The sequence below is a fragment of the Streptomyces sp. NBC_00285 genome (assembly GCF_036174265.1).
GTDB lineage: Bacteria > Actinomycetota > Actinomycetes > Streptomycetales > Streptomycetaceae > Streptomyces.
Genome location: NZ_CP108055.1, coordinates 6,579,085 through 6,594,067, shown reverse-complemented (window position 1 = coordinate 6,594,067; position 14,983 = coordinate 6,579,085). Strand labels below are relative to the sequence as shown.

Genomic DNA, 14,983 nt, shown 5'->3' with positions numbered 1-14,983 from the left:
CTTTGACCTGTGTCGCGGATCAAACCTCACGTATCAAGGGCACCACCCGCGCCCCACACGCGGAAGCCTCCCTGACGCGTGCTGCGGGTAGCGCAGTACACCTGACTTCCGAGGTCTTCATGAAGCTTCGACGTGCACTGGCCGCCGCGGCGGCGACCGCCGCCATGGCGCCGCTCGCCCTGTTCGCCGCGCCGAGCGCGTTCGCGGACGACTCGCCCTCGCCGGCCGCTGCCGAGAGCAGCCCCGCCGCCGACGACACCACCCCGGCCCCTGCCGACAGCAGCCCCGCGGCCGACGACAGCACCCCGGCCGACGCGGGCAGCACCCCCGCGACCACCACCCCCACCTCGGCCTCCGCTTCCGCCCCGGCCAGCAGCAGCGCCAGCGCGTCCAGCTCGGCCACTGCCACCAGCAGCCCCTCCGCGAGTGAGAGCGGCGAGCCCGTCGACGAGTGCCCGGTCGACGAGAACGGCGACGACATCGTCGACATCAGCGACGTGCTGCACAGCTCGCTGACCGGTCTGCCCGAGAGCGTCGTGGCGGGCAGCGGCTGGACGAACTTCAAGTTCAACGTCAGCAACTCCAGCGACGAGACGATCAAGGACATCCAGCCCTTCGTCGGTGTCGGCGCGGTCGACTGGGACTTCGAGAAGGACTACAGCGACCTCGTCACCGTGCAGGTGAAGCAGGGCGGCAGCTGGGTCGACGTGGCCACGCAGTTCGGCGAGGGCGGCTCGTTCAACGCCTTCAGCCTCGGCGGCGGCGACTCCCTCAGCTACCAGCTGCGGGTGAAGGTCGACCGTGAGGTCCCGAGCGCGGTCGGCATCGCCATCGGCCTCGCCGAGTACTCCGACGACAAGGCCTGCTGGATCTCCGACGACGAGAACTACGGCATCTACTACTTCGAGGTCCTGCCGGCCGGCTCCGACGCCGGCAAGCCGAACGACGCCAAGCCGCAGACCGGCGGCAAGAACCCCATCTCCGACACCAACGACCTCGACGTGGACGGCCAGCTCGCCGAGACCGGTTCCAGCTCGGCCCTGCCGGTCCTCGGCCTCGTCGGCGGGTTCGCCGTCGTCGCCGGTACCGGTGTGGTGTTCGCGGTCAAGCGCCGCAAGGGTGCGATGGGCGCCCACGCCTGAGCCGTGACGCCGTGACGCCATAGGCGCAGCTTCACGCGAGAACAGAGAAGGACCCGCACTCGGAGGGGGGTGCGGGTCCTTCTCCGTGCCGTGGCAGCTCTACGACTTCTTCGGCACCGTCGGCATCCCCAGGAACGGCAGCTTCAGCGCGCCGAACGCGTCCGCCGGGACCGCCGGTGACTTCGGCTCGACCGCGCCGAGACGGACGTAGGCCTCGCCCTGGGCCGGACGCTGGTCCTCCTCGCCCTTGTTGGGCCAGAACGCCATCGCCCGCTCGGCCTGGGCCGTGATCGTCAGCGAGGGGTTCACGCCGAGGTTGGCGGAGACCGCGGCGCCGTCCACGACCGAGATCCCGGGGTGGCCGTACAGCCGGTGGTACGGGTCGATGACGCCGCTGTCGCGGGAGGAGCCGATGGGGCAGCCGCCGAGGAAGTGGGCGGTGAGCGGGGTGCCCATCAGCTCGCCCACGTTGGACCCGGCGAACCCGTTGATGTCGGCGGCGATCGCGGACGCGCTCTGTGCAGCGGCCTTGATCTGCTTGGGGTTGGGGGCGCCGTGGCCCTGCCGTGCGGTGAGCAGGCCCTTGCCCACGCCGTCCGGTTTCAGGTACGTCGTCAGGGAGTTGTCCAGCGACTGCATCACCAGACCGATGATGGTCTTCTCCGACCAGCGACGGTTGGAGAGGGAGCGGGCGACGAGGAGCGGGTGCCGGGCCGCGTTCCGCAGCCAGGCCAGCACCCTCGACGAGCCCTCCGCGTACGGGACCTGGAGGATGGAGAGGCCACCCATCGAGTTGGAGCCCTTGCCGTAGCGGACCGGCTCCACGTGGGTGTTCTCGTCCGGGTGGATGGACGAGGTGATGGCGACGCCCCGCGTGAAGTCGACCTTCGGCTCACCGGTCGCCCTGCGATAGCGGCGGTTGTCGGTCTGGGCACCCACCAGGGCCTCGGAGTTGGTGCGGGTGAGCTCGCCCAACCGGTCCGAGATGTACGGCAGTTGACCGCCCGCCTTCATGCGGTGCAGGAGGGTCTGGGTGCCGTAGGTGCCGGCGGCGATGACGACCTGGCGGGCCTTGAAGGTGCGGCCCCTGTCCTTGCGGCGGTCGTCGGTGGGGAGGGTGACGACGGCGTACCCGCCCTGGGAGTCGTCGGTGACCGACACGACGGTGGTGAGGGGGTGGACGGCCGCGCCCGCCTTCTCGGCGAGGTGGAGGTAGTTCTCGTTGAGGGTGTTCTTCGCGCCGTGCCGGCAGCCGGTCATGCACTCGCCGCACTCGATGCAGGCCTTGCGGGCGGGGCCCGCGCCGCCGAAGTACGGGTCCTCGGCCTGCTCGCCCGGGGCCGCCCTGCTCTTGCCCCCGGCGTCCTCGCCGTCGCCGAAGAACACCCCGACCGGCGCCATGTGGAAGGTGTCGCCGACACCCATCCGCTCGGCGGCGGACTTGAGGTGGACGTCGGAGGGGGTCATCGTCGGGTTGAGCCGTACGCCGAGCATGCGCCGGGCCTGGTCGTAGTACGGCGTCAACTCCCCCTGCCAGTCGGTGATGTCACGCCACTGGGGGTCCTCGAAGAAGGGCTTCGGGGGGACGTAGAGGGTGTTGGCGTAGTTGAGCGAGCCGCCGCCGACGCCCGCCCCCGCGAGGACCATGACATTGCCGAGCAGATGGATGCGCTGGATGCCGAACATGCCGAGCTTCGGCGCCCAGAGGTAGTTCTTCAGGTCCCAGGAGTTCCTGGGGAGGGACTCCCGAGTGAAGCGGCGGCCGGCTTCCAGGACACCTACGCGGTAGCCCTTCTCGGTGAGGCGAAGGGCGGTGACGCTGCCGCCGAAGCCCGATCCGACGACGATGACGTCGTAGTCGTAGGTGTCCTGTGGCACGTGCTCTCCTCGTTGAGAACAGTCGTTCGTCCGGGTGTCCGGGTGTCCGGGTGTCCGGGTGTCCGGTGTTCCTACTTGAACCGGAAGGCCTTCATCAGGCGCAGGCTCCGGGTCATGAACTGCGCGTACTTCTCGTCGTCCATGCCCAGCGAGGGGGCCAGCGGGAGCAGCCGCTGCTGGGCGACCGTCTGGGCCTCGGTGAACTTGAGGATGCCCTCGGAGCCGTGGCGGCGGCCGAGGCCGGAGTCCTTCATGCCGCCCATGGGCGACTGGACGCTGCCGTACGCGGCCGCGTAGCCCTCGTTGACGTTGACCGTGCCGCAGCGCACACGGGCGGCGACGGCGCGGCCACGGGCGCCGTCCTTCGTCCAGACCGAGGAATTCAGCCCGTATGGCGTGGAGTTGGCCAGAGCCACCGCCTCGTCGTCCGTCGTGAAGCGGTAGATCGAGACGACCGGGCCGAAGGTCTCCTCGGAGCAGACCGACATGGGCTCGGTGACACCGTCCAGGATCGTCGGCTCGAAGAAGTACGGGCCGATGTCGGGGCGCGCGACACCACCGGCGACGAGCCTGGCCCCCTTGGCGACGGCTTCGTCGACGTGCCGGGTGACGCTCTCCAACTGCCGCTCCCCCGCCAGCGAGCCCATGTCGGCGCCGTAGGCCAGGGATGTGCCGAGCCGCATCGCCTTCGTACGGGCGGCGAAGCGGTCCAGGAAGGCGTCGGCGACGGACTCGTGGACGTACAACCGCTCGATGGAGACGCAGAGTTGGCCTGCGGAGCTGAAGCAGGCGCGGACGGCTCCGGCGGCCGCCTTCTCGATGTCGGCGTCCTCCAGCACCAGCATGGCGTTCTTGCCGCCGAGTTCGAGGGTGACGCCGACCAGGCGGGCGGCGGCTCCCTGGGCGACCTCGCGGCCGGTGCGGGTGGAGCCGGTGAAGGAGACGTAGTCGGCGTGCCGGACGACCTCGGGGCCCACGACGGGGCCCTCGCCGAGGACGACCTGGAAGACGTCGGCGGGCAGACCGGCCTCGACGAGGATGTCGCGGGCCCACAGGGCGGTCAGACAGGTCTCCGTGTCCGGCTTCATGACGACGGCGTTGCCCGCGACGAAGGCGGGGAGCGCGTCACCGACGGACAGTTCGAGGGGGTAGTTCCAGGGGGCGATCTGGCCGACGACTCCGCGCGCGTGACGCAGTTCGGTGACGCGCGTGAGCGTGGGCATGGCACCGGCGTGCCGCTTGGGCTTCAGATAGGCGGGGGCCTTGCGGCCGTAGTGCCGGGCGGCGACCGCGACGGCCTGGACCTCCTCGTGGGCGTGCAGACGGGCCTTGCCGGTCTCCAGCTGGATGAGGTCGAGGACCTCGGCCTGGCGTTCGAGGACCAGGTCGTGGAAGCGGAGCAGTACGGCCGCACGCTGCCGTACGGGGGTCTGCTCCCACACCGCCTGGGCCCTGCGGGCCGTCTCGAAGGCCTTCTCCACGTCCGCCGGCGTCGACTCGGGCAGATCGGCCAGCTTCTCCCCGGTGAGGGGTGAGTGGTTGGCGGTACGGCCGGAACCGGTCACTCCCTTGGTGAGCTGGGCGACCAGCTCCGGGGTGACCACGTCGGCGGCGGTACGGGCGCCCGCCGGGGCGGGGGCTAGGGGGTTCGTGCCGGTCTTGGCCGGGGCCTGCGCGTCCGTCATGAGCCGCAGGGTATTCGGGAGCGGAGGCTTTGGGTACCCGTCGGTAACGCGCATTCACGTCCCGCGCACACACCGCCAGTGATCGGTGGCAGAGAACCTGCTGATCAGCGCGTTGTGCGGAGACGATCATCCGGATCACCGGGGTCTCACATTCTCCCGATCTCCAGCCGGTCACGGGCGCCCTTGAAGAGCGCGGTGCCCTTCTTCTCCTCGGGAGTGCCCTTGGGCATGTCGACGCGCAGCTGGTACATCCGGTCGTCGTCGGTGCGGACGATCAGCTGCATCACCCGGGTCGGCCGGTCACGCGGGTCGTAGGTGACGTCGGAGAGAGCGGCTTGGGCGCCATGGAAGGACGTGGGGGTGTACTGGCCGGTGGTCCGCTGGTGCCCCTCCCAGCCGAGCGCGGCGTCACGGGCCTCGTCCAGCGGGGAACCAGGTGCCTTGTCGAACTCGGTGAGGCGGATCCGGATGCCGCTGTCCCCGCCGCCGTAGATGTTCTGGCGGACGGAGTCCGCCGCCTCGCCGGTGAGGTACATCCAGTGGTACTGCCGGGGGAGGTAGAGGACGGCGTCCGCGTTCTCCTCCCGGTGCGCGACCCAGCCGCCCTGCCCGCCCGCGGTCCCGTCGGCGAACGAGGTACCGAGCCATATCCCACCGGCGAGCAGGATCCCGACCGGGCCGACGGCCAGGCGGAGGAGGGCGCGGGGGCGGGATCGGGGGGTGGGGGCGGCGGTCGGGGCCGGGGCCGTGAGGGGGGCTGTGAGGGCTTCCTCCGGTGCGGGGGTGGGGGGAACGTCTTCCGGTACGGCGACGGGGCGAGCCTGCGCCTGTGCGGGGGCCTCGGTACGGCTCGCGTCAGGTTCGGCTCCGGCCCCAGCACCGCCGGCGTCCAACCCGGCCTCGGCACCGCCGGCGTCCAACCCGGCCTCGGCACCGCCGGCGTCCAACCCGGCCTCGGCGACGGTGTCGTTCACGTCCGGCCCGGTGTCGCCCGACACCTTCGCCAGTACCCGCGCGACCTCCTCCGCCCCCGGCCGCTGTTCCGGTTTCCTCGCCAGCAGGCCGGCGATCAACTCGGTGAGCGGGCCTGTGTGTTCCGGCTCCGGTGGGTCCTCGGTGAGGATCGCGGCGAGGGTCGCCTCCGGGGTCGTACGGCGGAAGGGGGCCCGGCCGTCGACGGCGGCGTACAGGAGCGCGCCCAGGGACCACAGGTCGGAGGGGGGCCCGGCGTTCGTGCCGGACATGCGCTCGGGGGCGACGTACTCCAGGGAGCCGACGAACTCCCCGCTAGCGGTGAGGGATTCCTCGCCCTGCACCTGGGCGATGCCGAAGTCGGTGAGGACGACGCGGCCGTGCGGGCCGAGCAGGACGTTGGCGGGCTTGACGTCCCGGTGCACGATTCCGACGGAGTGCGCGGCGCGCAGGGCCCCGAGGACGGCGAGGCCGATGCGGGCGGCCTCGGAGGGACCGAGCGGCCCGCGCCGCAACGCCTCGTGCAACGACTCGCCCCGGACCAACTCCATGACGATCCAGGGGAGTCCGCCCTCGCCGTCCTGTTCCTCGACCACCACGTCGTGGATGGTCACGGCGCAGGGATGCTCGACCCGGGCGGCGGCGCGTGCCTCGCGGTGCAGCCGGTGCGCGGCCCGCCGATGTGCCTCGTCCTCCGGCTCGCCGGGCAACCGCGGCTGTTTGACGGCGACTTCACGACCCACCAGCTCGTCCCTGGCCCGCCACACGGTCCCCATCCCGCCGGAACCGATGCGCTCGACGAGGCGGTAACGCCCGCCGACCAGAAGGCCCTTGGGGTCCGTGGAGCCCCCGACATCACTCATGCCTCATCAGTACCCCGCAGGGCCACTTCTTGTCGACGCGAGTCCCGGCCGGGCGGCGAGGCGACGGCGCCCGTGTCGCTCGTGTCGCCCGGCCGGTTCGCGTCAGATGTCGCTCCCGCCCGGACACGGCGTCGCAAGCTGCGTGGTGGCCGGCGGTCAGAGCTTGTCCACGTCCAGGTTCGCGATCGCCGCCCTCGCCACTTCACGTCCCCGCTGGGTGAAGTCGCCCTTGCCGGGATAGCTGACGGTGAGCGTGTACATGTCTCCGGTGGAGGTGCGGTAGTAGAAGAGCTGGAGTTCGCGCGGGCGCGGGTTCTGGCTGTCGGTGGTGTCGTACGTGACGGTGTTCCTGGCGGCCTTCCCACCTTGGTACGTCTGGTCCTCGGGGCGGGTCTTCGGCGCCTCCGGCATGCTGAGGTCGTAGTCCCCGCTCTCCTTGAACTTGCCGTCGTCGGCGTACATCTCGGCGGCCGCGGAGCCCGCGATGGCGTGGGAGGTGTCCTCGGCCCTGCGGTCCAGCTTCAGGCCGATCCAGATGCTGCCGCTGTAGTCGGCGTACGTGATCCAGTGGCCCTTGTCCGTCTTCCGGTCCGGCAGGGTGGCCCGGTACTCCTTCGGCACCGCCAGTGTCGCGGCCACGTCCTTGGTGTGTTTCTTCGTCCAGCCGTCCGGCAGCGGCCCCGCGAACGGATCCGCGAGCAGCAGATACGCACCCACCGCGGCCGCGACGACCGCCGCCCCCAGCCCGAGCCACCCCTTGCGGCCCAGCCGGACACCTCGTGCGGGCGGTGGGTCCTGCGCGAGCCGCACGGGCTGCGTGGGTTCGGGAGCGGGCGGGTCGGCGGCGGCTTCCAGCAGCGCACGGACCTGCGCGGCGTTCGGGCGGCGCGCCGGGTCCTTCTGGAGGAGGCCGTTGACGGCGTCGGCGAGCGGGCCGTGCGCGGAGGCGGGCGGTGCGGGTGTGGCGTTGAGGACGGACTGGAGGGTCGCGGGGGTGTTGCTGCGACGGAACGGCGAGACGCCCTCCGTCGCCGCGTACAGGACCACCCCGAGGGACCACAGGTCGCAGGCCGGGCCGGGACGCTGGCCGAGGACCCGCTCGGGGGCGATGTACTCGGGCGAGCCGACGAAGCCGCCGGTGTCGGTCAGGCTGGTCTCGCCCTCGATCTGGGCTATGCCGAAGTCGGTGAGGACGACCCTGCCGTACCGGCCGAGCAGGACGTTGTCCGGTTTCACATCCCTGTGCAGGATGCCCGCCGCGTGCGCGGCCTCCAGTGCGCCGAGTACGTCGAGGCCGATTCTCGCCGCTTCCCGCGCCCCGAGCGTGCCCTCCTGCAGCGCGTCGCCCAGCGAACGGCCCCTCACCAGCTCCATCACGATCCACGGCCGGTCGTCCACGACCGCCACGTCGTACACGTTCACGACGGAGGGATGGTCGAGCCGGGCCGCGGCACGCGCCTCGCGCCGCATCCGCTCAAAAGCGTTTGCCTGTTCGCGCCGGGGAAGATGCTCCGGGATGCGGGGTTCCTTGACGGCCACCTCACGGTCCACCGTCTCGTCCTTGGCCCGCCACACCGTACCCATGCCACCGTGCCCGAGCTTGGCGAGCAGCCGGTAACGACCCGCGATCAGCCTGCCGACGCCCGGTTCGGGCCGCTCACTCGGCTGCAGGTCCGGCTGCGCGTGCGACGGCGGGGCCGACACCTGGGCCGACGTGGGTCTGGGAGGTTGCAGAACGTAACTCGTCGTCTCGTCGGGCTCGTGGCCGACTCCCCCGCTGCTGCTCATGGGTTCATCCATATCGCGCCAGAGGCCTCCGCTTCCACAGGGAACGCGTTCCGGTCACAGACCCGTGACTCGCGACGCGGCCTATCACCCCCTATGTCCGCACGAAGGTGTCCAACGCGACGTCGAAGTACTCCTTCGCCTCCCGCACCTTGCCGACGGGCGCCGACACCCACACGTCGTACAGCCGCCCGTCCTCCTCCCAGCACAGGTCGTAGGTGTGCCGGGCACCCTCAGCCGCGCTGAAGCCGTCCCAGGTGAACTCCCAGAGCGCGGCGGGGTGTCCGCGGTGCGTGGTCGAGGTGACCCGGCCGGCGCGGTAACCGGGGTTGGTTCCGGGCCCCTTGGCCGCGGCGCGCCGCATCACCTCCAGCGGGCCGCCGACCTCGGGCGCGGTGACCTTGATGCCGAGGCGGAAGACCTCCCCGGGCGACAGGTAGAAGACCCGCTTCCCCTGCACCTGACGGGTGAACCCGTCCGGCACGGCGAGCGCGAACCCGGCCGGCTCCTCGGCGACGCGGTAGCCGGAGGGAGCGGAAGGGAGGGGCGCGGCGGGCGGACGAGAGGAGGCGCCCGTGGGAGTCCCGGGTCCGGACGCCTCCGTGGACGTCACGGGCGCGGAACCGCCCGTGGGTGTCGCAGGCGCCGAACTGCTCGTCGTCGTACGGCCGCCACCGTCCCCCCGGTCCATCAGCAACGCCGCCGACACCCCCGCTCCCGCCACCGCGGCAACCAGCAGCCCCGCCATGAGCACGCGCCGCCCCGACCGCGCCTGCCCCGCGGACCCACCGCTCCCGGACCGTTCCGGCGCCGGGGACCGCCCTGGCGAGGACTCCCGCCGCGCCGCGGACCGTCGTAGCGGGACATCCCGCTGGGTCGGCGTGTACGACCGCTCGGGCGCCCGGCGCGGCGGCGTACGCCCCGTCTCCCGGAACGCGCGCAGCATCCGCTCGGCCTCCACGGCGTCCAGCCGCCGCCCGGGATCCCTCTCCAGCAGGCCGCGTACGACGGGAAGGAGCGGCGCGGCCTGTGTGGGCGGCCGGATCTCGTCGATGACGACGGCGTGCAGGATGCCGCCCAACGAGTCGCGGCGGAACGGCGATTCGCCGCTCAGGACCGTGCACAGCAGCGCGCCCAGCGACCAGAGGTCGGCCTCCGGGCCGGTCGCGGCGCCGGACATCCGCTCGGGCGCCGTGTACTCGGGCGAGCCGACGAAGGAGCCGGTCTCGGTGAGCGTGGTGGCGCCCGCGACCTGGGCGATGCCGAAGTCGGTGAGGACGATCCGGCCGGTGCCGGACTCGACGAGGACGTTGGCGGGTTTGATGTCCCGGTGCAGGACCCCGGCCGTGTGCGCGGCGTGCAGCGCGCTCAGCAGGTCGGCGCCGATCCGGGCGGCCTCCGCGGCATCCACCGGACCCTGCGCGGAGATCCGGTCGGCGAGGGAGCCGCCGTCGATCAACTCCATGACGATGTAAGGCCGTTCGTCCTGCTCGACGACGTCGTGGACCACGATGACGTGCGGATGCCGCAGCCGGGCGACGGCACCGGCCTCGCGCAGGGTGCGGTCGCGCTGGAGCCGGGCATCCTCGGCGGAGAGCGTCTCGTCGAGCGGGATCTCCTTGACGGCCACCTGCCTGCCGAGCAGCTGGTCGGTCGCCCGCCAGACCACGCCCATGCCGCCGCGCCCGATCCTCGCCTCCAGGCGGTATCGGCCCGCGATCACACGGAAGGTGTCCCCCTCGGTCCCCATGCGCCCCATCATGCCGCAGCGGATGAACGCCCTCCGGGACGGTGACCGGCCAACTCCGTCAGCTGTTCGGCTCGATCCAGCTCTGGAGCACGGTCTGGAACTGCTTGCTGGTGGTCGGCCAGCTCTTCGCGGGCGACGACATGTAGATCGCGTACTCGGCGCCGTCCCGGGATATGTACGTCTCCTCCACGGCCCTGCGCGGCCCGGGGAAGGGGATGTCCTTGGCCAGCGCGGTCCAGGTGTACTCCCACCGGGCGCCCGTGCGGTCCCGGTAGGTGTTCTCGACCATGCTCACGAGCTGGTAGTCCTTGAGCCCCTGGATCTGCAGTTGCAGGCTGCGCTGGTGCGCGAGGGGATCGAGGAAGTCCGGCGCGGTGTCGACGGCGATCCGGATGAAGTGCCTGCCGTCGTCCGGCGAGTAGTCGATCTGGGTCAGGCCGTCGGCGGGGGTCCCGAAGACCGACCGCTTCCAGCCCTTGGGCAGATACACGGTGAAGCCCACGGGATCGTTGCGCCGCTGCCAGCCGGCCGGGACCCCGCCGCTCGTGCTCTTCGTCGGCGTGGTGCTGGGCGCGGCACTCGACGAGCCCGGCGTACCGCCCTTGTCTCGCCCCTCGTCCCATGTCTGCAGCCCGATCGCGGTCCCCGCACTGACGATCGCGGCGAGCGCGACGACCAGCGCGAGGGAACGCAGGCGCCGGCGCCCGGACTGAGCCACGGGACCTGTGCCGGTCTGGTGCGGGGGGCCGATGCTCGTGACACCGGTCGCCTGCGGGTACGACGGTCCCGAACCCGAGGAGTACGACGGTCCCGTGCCGTGGGGGTACGTCGGTCCCGAACCCGAGGGGTACGAGGGTCCCGAGCCGGGGGCGTGCGGCGGGCCCGAGCCCGAGGGATACCCCGTGCCGCTGACCGGCGTACCCGTGACCGATGTGTTCGGCCCACTGTGGGATCCGCTGTACGCCCCCGGCTCATGGCGGGAACCCACATGTTGCGTCGGCACATATGCCTGGGCCGCGTTCGGTCGCCGACCCTCCGCCGCCTCGGCGAGCATCTGCTCGGCCTCGGCCGCTCCGGGCCGTACGGCGGGGTCCTTGTGCAGCAGGGCGGCGATGACGGGCCCGAGCGCGCCGGCGTTGCGCGGCTCGTCGGGCTGTTCATCGACGACCGCCTGCATGGTGGTCAGCGGGGTCGTACGGCGGAACGGCGACCGTCCCTCGACCGCCGTGTACAGCGTGGCACCCAGCGCCCACAGATCGGCGGACGGGCCGGGGTCGGCACCGCGGACCCGCTCGGGGGCGAGGTAGTCCACCGAACCGACGACTTCTCCGGTGCGGGTGATGGTGGTGTCGCCCTCGATCTGGGCGATGCCGAAGTCGGTGAGCAGGACGCGGCCGTCCTGCGCGAGGAGAACGTTGCCGGGCTTCACGTCCCGGTGCAGTACCCCGGCGGAGTGCGCGGCGCGCAGGGCCCGCAGCACCCACAGCCCGATCCGGGCCGCCTCACGTGCCTCGACCCGGCCGTCCTCCTTGACGGCGTCGGCCAGCGAGCGGCCCTCGACCAGCTCCATCACGATCCACGGCCGGCCGTCGTGATCGAGCACGTCATGCACGGTGACGACGGCCGAGTGGTTGATCCGGGCGGCCGCACGGGCCTCGGCACGGGTACGGGCGAGCAGGACACCTTGGTCGCTCTCGGAAACGTAGAGCGCGGCGGTCAACTCCTTGATCGCCACGGCCCGGTGCAGTACCTCGTCGTGGGCACGCCAGACCCGGCCCATGCCGCCCTTGCCTATCGGGTCGGCGAGCCGGTAGCGCCCCGCCAGCAGCAGGCCCTGCATCTGATCCACGTTTCCCCGCAATGCTCTTGACCCAGTCAGACTAAGGACCGGCCCGCGCCGAGGGGAACCAGGGGGGCGTCAAGGAGACCTCACTGTGACGGTTGTCGCTTCCGCGAAGCACCAGTGAACCGAGGGCGCCGGTACGGCGTCCGACGGCGGTGCACTTCAGCCGGCAACCTTCCCGCGGGGACCGCCGCGACCGTCAGCCGGTGACCTGATACGTGGCCGAAGCCTGGTCGTACAGCCGGCTCACCTCGTCCCGCTCCGCCTCCGGGCCGCGGACCTGCACCACGTGGTACTTGCCGCCGATCAGTATCGCGAGGTTGCGCACGTACAGCTCGCGCCCGTCGTCGCCGGTCCAGGTGAACTGTCCCTCGGCCATGCTCTTCGTGCCCACCTGGATCGACTTCAGCCCGGTGGCGGTGGCCCAGCTGGAGTCGCGGTAGGGCTGGAGCTCGGGTTCCTTCTCCCGCTGGTAGACCATCGGGTCGCTGCCGTCCGCGGCCGCGGTGTCCCGGCCCGGGATGACGATCAGCTCGAAGCTGCCCTGCGAGTAGACCACTTGGCCGCGGCCGTTCCTCGGGGTGCGGGTCCAGCCGTTGGCCACGGCGACCTTGAAGCCCTCGGCGTCCGTACGCAGGATGAATCCGTCGGCGACCTCGGGCCCGGCGGTCTGCGTCTCGGCGGCGCTGGTCCTCGACGGCGCGGGGGTGGTCTGGTCGGGCCGTGGCTCGCTGCTGGCCTCCGGGGACTCCGCGGGACCGGCCTGACTGGTGGTACCGGTCCGCTGGGCGGCGCCCTTGTCGTCGGGGTTCGACCTGGGCATGAAGTACATGGCGTACGCGATCGCCGCGGCCAGCGCCAACAGGATGAACAACAGCAGGGTGCGGCCGAGGCGCCGCGGCGAGGGGGCGGCCTCCTCCCGGGCCCGCTTGTGCCGTCCGTGCGCACTGGTCGCGGGCAGCCCGGCACGCCGCCTGCGCACCAACTCGCCCCGGCGGCGCACGATCGGCAGCCGGCTCGCGTTTACGGGCGGTGCGGCGACGACATGCACGCCGGCCTCCGGCTCCGGCGCGGACCGCACCAGCGACCGCACCCAGCCCCGCAGTTCCTCGAACTCCAGCCGCTCGGTCGGGTCCTGCCGCAGCAACGACTCCACGACCGGCCTCAGCGGCCCGCACTCCTCCGCGAAGGCGGGCGGCTCGGCACACACCAGCTGCACCAGCTCGGCCGTCGACTCCTCGGGGTAGGGCGCATGCCCCTGGACGGCCCGGAACAACAGCGCCCCGAGAGCCCACAGGTCGGTCGCGGGCCCGATGGGCGCGGCGAGCTGCCAGTTCTCGTGCACCGGCCCGGCCTGCTCCGGCGCCCACCGCTCGGTGACGGGCCCGACCACAGCCATCCGGGCCTGCCGGGCCCGCTCGGCGGCGAGCGCGGTGGCCGGTCCGCGGCGGGCGGGGGGTGCCACGGGGGTGAGGTCTTCCCAGCGGGTGGGGGCGGAGTCTTTGGAGAGCTCAGCCGCAGGACCACCGGCAGACGCGGCCCCGAGCGCGGGAACGTGACCTTCGACCGCGGGTGCCGCACCCCCCTGAGCCATCCCGCCGCCCCCGCTGCGCGGCGCGGCTCCGTGCCAGGAGGTGGGCCGCACGCCATAGGCGTCGGCTGTCTGGCCCTGAGGAAGGGGGCCGGGCAGGTGCTCGATCCCGTTCCCGGCCGGATACGGGGGCTGTGCCACACCGCTCGTCGAGGGGTACGGCGACGGGGCGAAACCGTTCGCCGACGGGTACGGCGACTGTCCCGCACCGTCCGCCGACGAGTATGTCCGAGCTGCGCCGTTGCCCTGGTCGGCGGTCGGGTCGTCGTCCGGTACCGGGCGTGCTCCCGGGAGGGCCGCGCGGCCGCTCTGTGTTTCCTGGACCCGGGCCGCTGCTCGTGCGCCCGCGCGATACGCGGCGATCGCTCCCGCCCGCGCCGCCCTGATGTCCGTACCGCCGTCGGGGTCCCGTCGGACCAGCGCGGCGGACGAACCGCCCCCGTCCGCCGCCTCCACTCCGGCGCTGGGCAGCCCGCGGGCCTCCCGCGCCTCGATCGCCGCCCGCCGGGCCGCCTCGGGGTCGGAATCGGTCTCACCGAATCCGGCCGCGGCACCCGGTGCCCCGTCACCCGCCCCCGGACCGCCCGCTGCGCCAGGCACCCCGGCGACCCCGGACCTGCCCGCGGCACCGAACCCACCGGCCGCGGTCACGGACTGCCCGGGCCCCCCGTGACCACCAGATCCCCTACGTCCGTCCGCCGCACCCGGGCCGTCGGTTCCGCCCGGGCCACCGGGTCCACGGAACCCTCCGTCCGGCCTCGGGGCAGCCTCGACCGAACCGTCACCCGGCCCCGTGCCCGCCCCAGCCCCGAACTCCCCGTCCCCGGCGCCCCATTCGCCCGCCTCGGCCGGCACCGGGTCGTAGCCGCACAGTGCCTCCTCCGCCGCGCCGACCGCGAGGCCCGTCAGCATGACCCGGCCGTCGTCGCAGACAAGTACCGTGCGGGCGGTGATGTTGCGGTGCACCCAGCCGTGCGCGTGCAGCACCCGCAGCGCCATGAGGACGTCGGAGGCGATCTCGGCCGCCCGGTACGGCGACAACGGCTTCTCGGCGAGCAACGCCGACAGCGGCCGTGCGGACACCAGTTCGCTGACGATCCACAGCGAACCGCCCTCGGCGAACACGTCGAAGACCTGGTCGAGCCGAGGATGGTCGGGGATCCGCGCGGCGGCCTGCGCCGCGTCCACCGCTCGCCGAACCGCAGGCTCCGTGGGCCGGCGTGTACCGCCCCGCCCCGAGGTCCGCCGCGCGGCACGGGGGTCCCGGGCCGTGAACCCCTCGGGCAGCCCCTCCGCGTCGAGCACCTCCGCCTCGACGACCTCGGGCAACGGAATCTGCCTGACGAGGACTTCCTGGCCGCTGTAGGTGTCGAAGGCGCGCGAATCGGTGAGTTCGTACTCGTCGGACGGAGGCAGCGGCAAGCGGTAACGGTCGGCGAGTACCCGACCCGCATAGTCGTCCACGTTGCCTCCC

8 protein-coding genes are annotated in these 14,983 nt (G+C 72.3%); 1 reads left to right on the top strand and 7 read right to left on the bottom strand.

Annotated elements, in window-relative coordinates:
• The first annotated feature begins 119 nt into the window (after positions 1–119).
• A complete protein-coding gene (locus OHT57_RS30640) occupies positions 120–1,142 on the top strand; it encodes an LPXTG cell wall anchor domain-containing protein (protein ID WP_328749781.1) in 1,023 nt (340 codons plus the stop codon).
• A gap of 99 nt (positions 1,143–1,241) precedes the next feature.
• On the opposite strand, the gene OHT57_RS30635 is transcribed toward OHT57_RS30640, so the two are convergent.
• From OHT57_RS30635 to OHT57_RS30605, 7 genes are all read right to left on the bottom strand, one after another.
• The gene (locus tag OHT57_RS30635; RefSeq protein WP_328749780.1) at positions 1,242–3,020 is read right to left on the bottom strand and encodes a GMC family oxidoreductase; all 1,779 of its coding nucleotides are present in this window, start codon (positions 3,018–3,020) and stop codon (positions 1,242–1,244) included.
• A gap of 71 nt (positions 3,021–3,091) precedes the next feature.
• Positions 3,092–4,705, bottom strand: a complete 1,614-nt coding sequence (locus OHT57_RS30630) for a succinic semialdehyde dehydrogenase (protein ID WP_328749779.1) — start codon at positions 4,703–4,705, stop codon at positions 3,092–3,094.
• 146 nt (positions 4,706–4,851) lie between these two features.
• Entirely contained in the window at positions 4,852–6,540 is a 1,689-nt protein-coding gene (locus OHT57_RS30625; RefSeq protein ID WP_328749777.1) for a serine/threonine-protein kinase, read from the bottom strand.
• A 156-nt stretch (positions 6,541–6,696) separates the two neighbouring features.
• Positions 6,697–8,328, bottom strand: a complete 1,632-nt coding sequence (locus OHT57_RS30620) for a serine/threonine-protein kinase (protein WP_328749776.1) — start codon at positions 8,326–8,328, stop codon at positions 6,697–6,699.
• A gap of 91 nt (positions 8,329–8,419) precedes the next feature.
• Positions 8,420–10,075, bottom strand: a complete 1,656-nt coding sequence (locus tag OHT57_RS30615; RefSeq protein ID WP_328749775.1) for a serine/threonine-protein kinase — start codon at positions 10,073–10,075, stop codon at positions 8,420–8,422.
• Positions 10,076–10,133: 58 nt separating this feature from the next.
• Positions 10,134–11,915, bottom strand: a complete 1,782-nt coding sequence (locus tag OHT57_RS30610; protein ID WP_328753369.1) for a serine/threonine-protein kinase — start codon at positions 11,913–11,915, stop codon at positions 10,134–10,136.
• A gap of 202 nt (positions 11,916–12,117) precedes the next feature.
• A complete protein-coding gene (locus OHT57_RS30605; RefSeq protein ID WP_328749774.1) occupies positions 12,118–14,973 on the bottom strand; it encodes a protein kinase in 2,856 nt (951 codons plus the stop codon).
• Positions 14,974–14,983: the final 10 nt, after the last annotated feature.